Origin of the sequence: Kitasatospora sp. NPDC059571, from assembly GCF_042735675.1 — a bacterium.
Taxonomy (GTDB): Bacteria; Actinomycetota; Actinomycetes; order Streptomycetales; family Streptomycetaceae; genus Kitasatospora.
Genome location: NZ_JBHWBW010000318.1, coordinates 1 through 9,249 on the forward strand (window position 1 = coordinate 1; position 9,249 = coordinate 9,249).

The 9,249-nt window shown below is 72.9% G+C and carries 10 protein-coding genes; 3 read left to right on the top strand and 7 right to left on the bottom strand.

Annotated elements, in window-relative coordinates; all coding sequences use genetic code 11:
• Positions 1–159: 159 nt before the first annotated feature.
• From ACFV0G_RS27650 to ACFV0G_RS27680, 7 genes are all read right to left on the bottom strand, one after another.
• Positions 160–1,542 (bottom strand): 8-oxoguanine deaminase, encoded by a 1,383-nt coding sequence (locus tag ACFV0G_RS27650; RefSeq protein WP_380553571.1) that lies wholly within the window; start codon positions 1,540–1,542, stop codon positions 160–162.
• A 64-nt stretch (positions 1,543–1,606) separates the two neighbouring features.
• Positions 1,607–3,022, bottom strand: coding sequence for a nucleobase:cation symporter-2 family protein (locus tag ACFV0G_RS27655; protein ID WP_380553574.1), 1,416 nt, complete (start codon positions 3,020–3,022; stop codon positions 1,607–1,609).
• Between the two features lie 262 nt (positions 3,023–3,284).
• A complete protein-coding gene (gene pucL, locus ACFV0G_RS27660; protein WP_380553577.1) occupies positions 3,285–4,205 on the bottom strand; it encodes a factor-independent urate hydroxylase in 921 nt (306 codons plus the stop codon).
• 30 nt (positions 4,206–4,235) lie between these two features.
• A complete protein-coding gene (gene uraH / locus ACFV0G_RS27665; RefSeq protein WP_380553580.1) occupies positions 4,236–4,571 on the bottom strand; it encodes a hydroxyisourate hydrolase in 336 nt (111 codons plus the stop codon).
• 47 nt (positions 4,572–4,618) lie between these two features.
• Positions 4,619–5,143 carry a 2-oxo-4-hydroxy-4-carboxy-5-ureidoimidazoline decarboxylase gene (gene uraD, locus ACFV0G_RS27670; RefSeq protein WP_380553583.1) on the bottom strand — a complete coding sequence of 175 codons (525 nt, stop codon included), beginning with the start codon at positions 5,141–5,143 and terminating at the stop codon, positions 4,619–4,621.
• A gap of 186 nt (positions 5,144–5,329) precedes the next feature.
• On the bottom strand, positions 5,330–5,710 hold the full coding sequence (locus tag ACFV0G_RS27675) for a helix-turn-helix domain-containing protein (protein WP_380553586.1): 381 nt from the start codon (positions 5,708–5,710) through the stop codon (positions 5,330–5,332).
• Positions 5,707–5,976, bottom strand: coding sequence for a thiamine-binding protein (locus tag ACFV0G_RS27680; protein WP_380553589.1), 270 nt, complete (start codon positions 5,974–5,976; stop codon positions 5,707–5,709). Before ACFV0G_RS27680 ends, ACFV0G_RS27675 begins: the two co-directional genes overlap by 4 nt.
• A 206-nt stretch (positions 5,977–6,182) precedes the next feature.
• Here ACFV0G_RS27680 and ACFV0G_RS27685 point away from each other — a divergent pair, with 206 nt between their 5' ends.
• From ACFV0G_RS27685 to ACFV0G_RS27695, 3 genes are all read left to right on the top strand, one after another.
• Positions 6,183–7,019: a TIM barrel protein gene (locus ACFV0G_RS27685; RefSeq protein ID WP_380553592.1), complete on the top strand. Its 837-nt coding sequence runs from the start codon at positions 6,183–6,185 to the stop codon at positions 7,017–7,019.
• A gap of 32 nt (positions 7,020–7,051) precedes the next feature.
• Positions 7,052–7,939, top strand: coding sequence for a 2-hydroxy-3-oxopropionate reductase (locus ACFV0G_RS27690; protein ID WP_380553595.1), 888 nt, complete (start codon positions 7,052–7,054; stop codon positions 7,937–7,939).
• A gap of 341 nt (positions 7,940–8,280) precedes the next feature.
• Positions 8,281–9,249, top strand: a 969-nt coding sequence (locus ACFV0G_RS27695) for a glycerate kinase (protein WP_380553598.1), incomplete at its 3' end; no start/stop codon positions are given.

The following is a 9,249-nucleotide window of genomic DNA, read 5'->3' on the forward strand; positions in this document are numbered from 1 at the left end:
GGTGACACTCTACAAACCGCCCCGGGCGCGCCCGCGCCCCCCCCGGGGGGGGGGGCGCGGCGCCCCGGCCCCGCGCTCCCACCCGGCCAGGTGCGGGCAGGCCGGCGGCGACGGGGTCCGGGCTGGGTACCGTCCCTGGTACGGCCCGGAGTTCGGGGGTCAGACGCGGGAGGCCAGCTCCTTGGCGGCCCGGGCGCAGGCCAGCGCGATCCGGTCCTCGTCGACGGTGGTGAGCCGGCCCCGCTCGACCACGGCGTTGCCGTTGACGAAGAGCACGGCCAGCGGCGGCAGCGCACCGAAGGTCAGCGCGGCGACCGGGTCGGCGATCGAGGAGTGCATGATGCCGTCGATCTTCCACAGCGCCAGGTCGGCGAGCTTGCCGGCCTCGATCGAGCCGATCTCGTTCTGCCGGCCGAGCACCCGGGCGCCGCCCATGGTGCCCAGGCGCAGCGCGGAGCGGGCGGTCAGCGCGTCCGGGCGGCCGTGCAGGCGGTTGATCAGCAGCGCGTTGCGCAGCTCGGTGCCGAGCTCGCCGGACTCGTTGGAGGCGGTGCCGTCCACGCCCAGGCCGACCGGCACGCCGGCCTGCAGCATGTCCGGGACGCGGGCGATGCCGGCCGCCAGGCGGGCGTTGGAGGACGGGCAGTGCGCGACGCCGGTGCCGGTCTCGGCGAACTTGGCGATGTCGGAGTCGTTCATGTGGACGCAGTGCGCCATCCAGACGTCCTCGCCCAGCCAGCCGGTCGACTCGAAATAGTCGGTCGGGCCCATGCCGAACAGCTCCTTGCAGAACTGCTCCTCCTCGGCCGTCTCCGAGCCGTGGGTGTGCAGCCGGACGCCCTTTCGGCGGGCCAGCTCGGCGGACTGCTTCAGCAGCTCGGTGGAGACCGAGAACGGCGAGCAGGGCGCCAGCGCCACGTGCAGCATCGAGCCGAAGGAGGCGTCGTGCCAGCGGTCGACGGCCTCCTCGGAGGCGACCAGGATGTCCTCGGTGCGCTCCACCGCGTGGTCCGGCGGCAGGCCGCCGTCCTTCTTGCTGCGGTCCATCGAGCCGCGCAGCGCGGTGAAGCGCAGGCCGAGCTCCTGGACGCCCTCGATGGACGCGCCGAGGATGTCGCCGCCGCCCTGCGGGAAGACGTAGTGGTGGTCGGAGGCGGTGGTACAGCCGGACTTGAGCAGCGCGGCCGCCGATCCCTGGGTGGCGGCGTGCACCAGCTTGGCGTCGATCCGGGCCCAGGTCGGGTAGAGGGCGACCAGCCAGTCGAAGAGGATGTTGTCCTGGGCGAGGCCGCGGGTGATCCACTGGTAGAAGTGGTGGTGGGTGTTGACCAGGCCAGGGGTGATCAGGTGGCCCTCGCCGTTGATCCGGCGCACCACGTTGTCCAGCCACTGCGGGGCGGGGCCGTCGCCGACCGACTCGATCGTGTTGCCGAGGATGACGACGTGGCCGCGGGCGTACTCGGTGTCCTGGGCGTCGACCGTGGCGATGGCGACGTTCTCGATGACGATCCGCTGGTCGGCGGGCGGGGGCTGGACTGCCATGGCGTGACTCCTATGGGGGAGGGGGCAGGGGACGCGCGGGTGAGCGGTGCGCGCCCCCTGCCGGTCAGGACGGTGTCGCCGTTGACACCGCCGCGCCGGCCGCCTCGGCGGTTGGGGACCTGCGGGCGGCACCGACGTGGTGGAAGAGCAGGTTGAGCAGGACGGCCGCCACGCAGCCCGCCGAGATCCCCGAGTGCATCAGGGTCCGGACGGCCTCCGGGAAGGCGTCGTAGAACGTGGGGACGGCGATCGGGATGATTCCGACCCCGAGCGAGACCGACACCAGGATGGTGTTGGCGCCGGACTCCAACCCCGCCTCGGCGAGGGTGCGGATGCCGCTCGCCGCGACCGTGCCGAACAGCACGATCCCGGCCCCGCCCAGGACGGGCGCGGGGACGAGCGAGACCAGCGACCCGAGGACCGGGAAGAGGCCCAGCAGGACGAGGATGCCGCCGCCGGCGGCGACCACGAACCGGCTGCGGATCCCGGTCAGCGCCACCAGCCCGATGTTCTGGGCGAAGGCGCTGCACGCGAACCCGTTGAAGACCGGGCTGACCGCGGTGGCCAGGCCGTCGGCCCGCAGGCCGGCCGCCAGCGTCCGCTCGTCGGCGGGCCGGTCGACGATCCGGCCGAGCGCCAGCATGTCGGCGGTGGACTCGGTCATCGAGACCACCATGACGATGCAGAGCGAGACGATCGCCGCGGCGTCGAAGGCCGGCGCGCCGAAGTGGAACGGCGACGGGAGCGCGAAGACCTGCGCGTTCCCGACCGAGCCGAAGTCGGCGAGGTGCAGCGGGAAGGCCGCCAGGGTGCCGACGGCCAGCCCGAGCAGCAGCGAGAGCTGCTGCCAGAACCCGCGCAGCAGGCGGTTGCCGAGCACCACCGCGACCAGGGTCAGCGCGGCCAGGCCGATCGCCCGGACCGAGCCGTAGCCGGGTGCGCCGGGGGTGCCCCCGCGGGCCCAGTTGACCGCGACCGGCAGCAGGGACACCCCGATGAGGGTGATCACGGTGCCCTGCACGACCGGCGGGAAGAACCTGATGAGCCGGCAGAAGTACGGCGCCGCGAGGAAGCACAGGATCCCCGCGACGATCACCGCGCCGAAGACCACCGGGAGGGCGTCCTTCGGGCCGTGCTCCTTGGCGATGGCGAGCATCGGGGCGACACCGGCGAACGAGACGCCGTTCACGAACGGCAGCCGTGCGCCGATCCGCCAGACGCCCAGGGTCTGGAGGAGGGTGGCCAGGCCCGCGGTGAACAGGCTGGCCGAGATGAGCAGGGCGAGCTCGGCGGGGGAGAGTCCCACGCCGGCGCCGACGATGAGCGGGGGCGCGACCACGCCCGCGTACATCGCGGCGACGTGCTGGAGCCCGGTGGTGAAGAGCTTCACCGGGGGCAGCAGCCCGTCCACGGGATGGACCCCGGGGGGTCCGGTGAGGGTGGAACCGCCGTCTGTGGTACGGGTGGTGCGGATAGCCATGTCGAGCCCCTCGTGTGCCCATGGCTCCCGGCGCGCCCGTGGCGCTGGAGGCAGCTTCGGTGTGCAGGGCCCGAGGACGGGACGGCGGTGCAAGGGTTCCTCGGGCAGCCTCTCCAGCGCCCCGGGCCGGCCGCCGCGAAGGGGGCACGTTCTCCGGATGGTGGGGGTGGAGAAAGCAGTGGTGCGGGTCGTCCGGCACCGGCCGGCCGGGTGGGGCCGTTGGCGTCTGGGGTACCGGACGGGGGTCATCGCGTGGGCCTGGTCAGGCGACCGGGATGACCGGGACGACGCCCTCGCGGTGCACGGTGCCCTCGATCAGGCCGTACATCCGGTCGGCGGCGTAGTAGACCTCGTTGTCGTTCTTGAGGCCGAACGGCTCCAGGTCGACGAGGAAGTGGTGCTTGTTCGGGAGCTCCAGGCGGACCTCGTCCACCTCGGAGCGGTTGTTCAGCACCCGGGTGCCCATCGCGTGCAGGGTCTGCTGCAGCGAGTAGGAGTAGGTCTCCGCGAAGGCCTCCAGCAGGTGGCGCTTCACGTGGTTGTAGGACCGGTTCCAGTTCGGCTGGGCCTCGTCGTCGCGCCCGTTGAAGCCGTACTTCCAGCGGGCCGTCACCTGGGTGGCCAGGATCCGGTCGTAGGCCTCCTGGAGGGTGGTGTACCGGTCCTTGATGTAGCCCCAGAACTCCGAGTTGGTGGAGTTCATGACGATCAGGTCCTTGAGGCCGGAGATCACCTGGACGTTCTCGCCGTCGTAGACGATCTCGCTGGTGCGGGTCTCCTGGCCGGTGCGGACGAAGGAGTGGCCGACCTCCTCCGAGCCGATGAAGCGCGCCGAGCTGTCCGGGGTCCGGATCCGGTCCCAGGCGTACTCCTCGATCCGGATCCGGGCGCTGTGCACCACGCCCCGCTCGGTGTTGTCCACGAAGTGGCGGGCCAGCGTGATGCCGAAGGCCTCCGCCGACTCGATCCCGTACTCCTTGGCGAAGGCGTAGACGGTGTTCTTCGTCGTGTCGGTGGGCAGGCAGTTGGCGTTGGAGCCGGTGAGGTGGACGTCCTCGAACTCGCCCTGCAGCGAGACCGATACGTTCAGGTCCTTGATCTCGTGCCGGGTGGAGTCGCGGTAGACCCGCACGATGCGGTTCTCCGCCTTGCCGTACTGGTTCTGACCGAGCACATGGGCCATGACATGGCTCCTAGTTTCCAGGTCGGTCTACTAGCTTCCGCGGTAGACCGAGTAGCCGAACGGGTTGAGCAGCAGCGGCACGTGGTAGTGGTGCTGCGCGGGCGCGACCGTGAAGACGATCGATACCTCGGGGAAGAACGGCGCCGCCTCGCCCCTGGCCGCGTAGTACGCGGAGGTGTCGAAGAGCAGCCGGACGACCGAGCCCGCCTCCGCGGCCGGCAGGTCCTTGGCCCGGCCGTCGGAGTCCGTGGCGGAGGTGCCGAGCACCTTCCAGCCACCCTCGGTGTGCAGTGCGAGCTCGACCGGGACGCCCTCGGCCGGGCGGCCGATGCTGGTGTCGAGCACGTGCGTGGAGATGCCAGTCATGGGAGGAAAGACCTTACTGATGGCAGGAAGTAACTGGCCGTCGGAGTCTAGGACTCGTCCAGCAGCCGGTTGATGCGGATGTCGTTGATCTTGCGCAGTTCGCCCCGGACGATCTCCGCCTCGGTGGCGGCGTCGTTGGGGTGGCGCTCGCGCAGGGCGGCGAGCATGGTGGCGGCCGTGCGGCCGGTCGCGCAGATCAGGAAGACGTGGCCGAACTTCGCCTCGTAGGCGGCGTTGGCCGCGTGCAGGTCGTCGAGGAGCGCCGCGTCGGCGCCCCGGATGCCGGCCTGTTCGCGCTCGGAGGTGGCGTCGCCCGCCTTGGGCGCACCGATCCGGGCGTGGCCGGCCATCGCGTCGGCGAGGTCCTCGTGGGTGAGGGCCTCCATCGCGGCCGCGTTGGCGGCCAGCAGCGACTCACGGTCGGACCAGGGTCCGCTGGCCGCGACGGCCTCGGCCCAGCGGGGGCTGGAGCAGATCTCCAGCAGCGTCTCCCGCAGCTCGGCGGCCGGGGCCGCCGCGAGGGCGTCGAGCGCCCCGGCCGGTGCGGGAGAAGCAGGGGGGTGGTTGGCCACGGGTGGACCTCCTGACGAGTGGTGCCACTCGCACAAGCTAGATCCGCCACCCCGGGCCGTCAACACTTTGTTGAACGGTTGGTGGTTACGTTTCGCGACGGGCCGGGTTACCGCCGCATGTCGTGTGTGATCCGCCAAGTGTGCCCGGCGGATCCTCCGGTGCAGACTCGGAACGCGGCGCTCCGGTCAGCCCTTCTTGGTGCCGTCCTGCCGGTTCAGGTAGTTGTACACCGTGAAGCGGCTGACGCCGAGCGCCGACGCCACCGTCTCCACGCCGTGGCGCACGGTGAACGCGCCGCGCTCCTCCAGCAGGGCCACCACGTGCTGCTTCTCGGCGCGGTCCAGCTCGGCGAGCGGCCGGCCGTCGTACTGCCGGGCCATCTCGGCCAGCAGCCGGTCGAGCGCACTGCTCAGGTGCGGCAGCCGGACGGCCAGCGCCGGGGCGCCGTCCCACTCCAGGACGACGTCGTCGGGCCGCGCCTCGGCGGGCTCCACCGCGGTGGCGCCGACCGCGTCCAGCAGCGGCTTTATCGCGGCGGTCAGCGGGTGCTCCGGGGCACTGCTCACGGCGTACCCACTCCTTCCGGGGACTGCTCGTCGCCGAGGACGCTGACCTGGACGGAGATCCGGGTGGCCCCGGCCTCCAGGGTCTCGCGCAGCAGCCGGGTGACGGCGGCCAGCGCCTGTTCGGCGTCGCCCTCGGCACTGGTGCCGAACGGGCCGACCGAGACGGCGAGGCCGGCCTCGTCCACGACCCGGCGGGCCGCCTTCGCGTGGTCCGGGAAGCCGTCCAGCTCGAACGGCTCTGTCGTGAACTCCACCATCAATCGCACGCGCTCACTCTAGCGAGCGGTGTGCGGAGGTGAAGGGGCTGGTCGATCGGACAGCGGACGGGCCGGGCGGCGGGCGGGAGTCGGCAACTTCAACAAATTGTTGCGGCGGCCTTGACACTCTCTCCGGACTGCGGAGATGCTTCCACCAGACAGAATCCCTCTTCCGGATCGTGGAAGTCGGGACGGAAGAGACGAAGGAGATGGACATGACTGCCGCTTCCGCGCACAGCTACACGGTCAATCTGTCGATCCTGTTCAGCGAGCTGCCCCTGCTGGAGCGCCCCGCCGCCGCGGCCGCGGCCGGCTTCACCGCCGCCGAGCTGTGGTGGCCCTTCGGCGAGCAGCACGACCCCTCGCAGGCCGAGCTGGACGAGCTCCGCAAGGCCTTCACCGACGCGGGCGTGCAGCTGACCGGCCTCAACTTCCTGGACGACCTGACCAAGGGCGCCCGCGGTACGGTCTCCGTGCCGGCCGAGCAGGAGCGCTTCCGCGCCAACGTGCCGGTGACCGCCGCCCTCGCCGAGTCGCTCGGCACCAAGGCGCTGAACGCCCTGTACGGCAACCGCGTCGAGGGCGCCGACCCCGCCGAGCAGGACGCCCTCGCCCTGGAGAACCTCGTGCTGGCCGCGCAGGCCGCCCACGGGATCGGCGCGGTCCTGCTGATCGAGGCGCTCAACCGCCCCGAGTCGCCGGACTACCCGCTGGTGACCGCCGCCGCGGCCGTCGAGGTGGTGGACAAGGTCAACGCGGCCACCGGCCTCGGCAACGCGCGCTTCCTGTGCGACCTCTACCACCTGGCGCGCAACGGCGAGGACCTCGCCGCGGTGATCGACGCCTACGCCGACCGGATCGGCCACGTCCAGATCGCCGACACCCCGGGCCGCAACGAGCCCGGCACCGGCGACCTGGACTTCGAGGACCTCTTCGGCCGCCTCACCGCGGCCGGCTACACCGGCCGCATCGGCCTGGAGTACCGCCCCGCCACCGGCGTCAGCGCCGACAGCTTCGGGTGGCTCCCGCGCGAGCTGCGCGCCGCCAAGTGACCTCCCTCCCCCTCCACGTAAGGAACCACGCGATGAGCCGCAAGATCGCCTTCATCGGCCTCGGCATCATGGGCAGCCCGATGGCCGCCAACCTGGTGAAGGCCGGCCACCACGTGACCGGCTTCAACCTGATCCAGCCCCCGATCGACGCCCTGGTGGCCGCCGGCGGCCACGGCGCGACCAGCATCGCGGACGCGGTGAAGGACGCCGAGGTCGTGATCACCATGGTGCCGGCCGACCCGCAGGTCGAGCAGGTCATCCTCGGTGAGGGCGGTGTGCTGGAGAACGTGCGGCCCGGCACCCTCGTCATCGACATGTCGAGCATCACCCCGCAGACCTCGATCAAGGTCGAGGCCGCCGCCAAGGAGAAGGGCGTCCGCACCCTGGACGCCCCGGTCTCCGGCGGCGAGGCCGGCGCCGTCGAGGCGGTTCTCTCGATCATGGTCGGCGGTGACGCGGCCGACTTCGCCGAGGCGAAGCCGCTGTTCGACGCGCTCGGCACCACGGTGATCCACGTCGGCCCGGCCGGCGCCGGCCAGACCGTGAAGGCCGCCAACCAGCTGATCGTGGCCGTCAACATCCAGGTACTGGCCGAGGCCGTGGTCTTCCTGGAGAACGCCGGCGTCGACCTGGGCGCGGCCCTGGAGGTGCTCGGCGGCGGCCTGGCCGGCTCGACCGTGCTGAACCGCAAGAAGGGCAACATGCTCAACCGCGAGTTCGGCCCGGGCTTCCGGATCGACCTGCACCACAAGGACATGGGCATCGTCACCGACGCGGCCCGCGCCGTCGGCGCCGCCCTGCCGGTCGGCGCGGTCGTCGCCCAGCTGGTCGCCTCGGCCCGCGCCAACGGCGACGGCTCGCTCGACCACTCCGCGCTGCTGCGCGGCGTGGAGCGGCTCTCCGGCCGCGAGGTCAAGTGACCCTCCGGGTCGCCTGACCCCACCCACTCCTCCTGGCGGCGTGTACCTGTCCGGTCGTGCCCGCGCCGCCAGGAGGCAGACTCGACCGGTGGGCGGGCTGGTGCTCAGACGCCCGCCCGCCGGTCGGCCCAGCCGCGGCGTGCCACCCTCCCGGGGGCACTTCGGTCGTGCCTGCGCACGCCGCCCGGCCCCCTCCCTCGCCGAGGGGAGCCACTCGTACGTCGGAAGCGGGACGAGTGGAACGGCGGGGAGGGGGTCGTACCTCCCTTCACCACCCCGCGCTGACGCAGACTCGGACCGTCAGCCGTTCATCCGCCAGACCCGGAAGTGAGGCCCACGCCATGCCCGCCACCCCCGCCCAGGGCCATGTCGTCGTCGCCCCCGACAAGTTCAAGGGCACCCTGGAGGGCGCCGAGGTCGCCGCCCGCATCGCGGCCGGCATCCGCCGCGCCGCGCCCGGCACCGAGGTCCGCGAACTGCCCGTCGCCGACGGCGGCGAGGGCACCCTGGCCGCCGCCCTGGCGGCCGGCTTCACCCGGGTCCCGGTGAAGGTCGCCGGCCCCACCGGGCTGCCGGTGGACGCCGCGATCGCCGTGCGCGACGACACCGCCGTGGTCGAGCTCGCCCAGGCCTCCGGCCTGGCCCGGCTCCCCGGCGGCCGGACCGCGCCGCTGGCGGCCGGCTCCTACGGCGTCGGCCAGCTGATCGGCCGGGCCGTGGCTCTGGGCGCCAAGCGGATCGTGCTCGGTCTCGGCGGCAGCGCCAGCACCGACGGCGGCGCCGGCATGGTCCAGGCGCTCGGCGTCGGCCTGCTGGACGCCGACGGCGCCGAACTGCCGCCGGGCGGCGCCGCCCTGCGCCGGCTGGCCCGGATCGACCCGGGTCCGCTCGCCGACCGGCTGGCCGGGGTGGAGGTCGTGGTCGCCTGCGACGTCGACAACCCGCTGCTGGGCAGCCGCGGCGCGGCCGCGGTCTACGGCCCGCAGAAGGGCGCGGACGACGACGACCTGGCGGTCCTCGAGGAGGGCCTGGCCCGGTGGGCGGACACCGTCCGCGACACCGTCGGCCGGGACCTGCGCGACGCCCCCGGCGCCGGGGCGGCAGGAGGGGTCGGCTTCGCCGCCCTCGCCCTGCTCGGCGCCACCATGCGGCCCGGTATCGAGCTACTCCTCGAACTGCTGGGCTTGGGGCCAGTTGTGGGGGGGGGGCGGCCGCGCCGGGCGGCGGGGGCGCGGGCCGCCGGGGCGCGGCGGCCAGGGCGGCGGGGGTGGAGGCGACCGTGGGCGGGGGGATCATCAGGGGGGCGGGGC

Bases quoted from the DNA above. Each gene is read 5' to 3' on its own strand.
- pucL (WP_380553577.1), bottom strand. From the start codon at position 4,205: ATGGCCCATGTGCTCGGTCAGAACCAGTACGGCAAGGCGGAGAACCGC.
- ACFV0G_RS27690 (WP_380553595.1), top strand. From the start codon at position 7,052: ATGAGCCGCAAGATCGCCTTCATCGGCCTCGGCATCATGGGCAGCCCG.
- ACFV0G_RS27685 (WP_380553592.1), top strand. From the start codon at position 6,183: ATGACTGCCGCTTCCGCGCACAGCTACACGGTCAATCTGTCGATCCTG.
- ACFV0G_RS27655 (WP_380553574.1), bottom strand. From the start codon at position 3,022: ATGGCTATCCGCACCACCCGTACCACAGACGGCGGTTCCACCCTCACC.
- ACFV0G_RS27650 (WP_380553571.1), bottom strand. From the start codon at position 1,542: ATGGCAGTCCAGCCCCCGCCCGCCGACCAGCGGATCGTCATCGAGAAC.
- uraH (WP_380553580.1), bottom strand. From the start codon at position 4,571: ATGACTGGCATCTCCACGCACGTGCTCGACACCAGCATCGGCCGCCCG.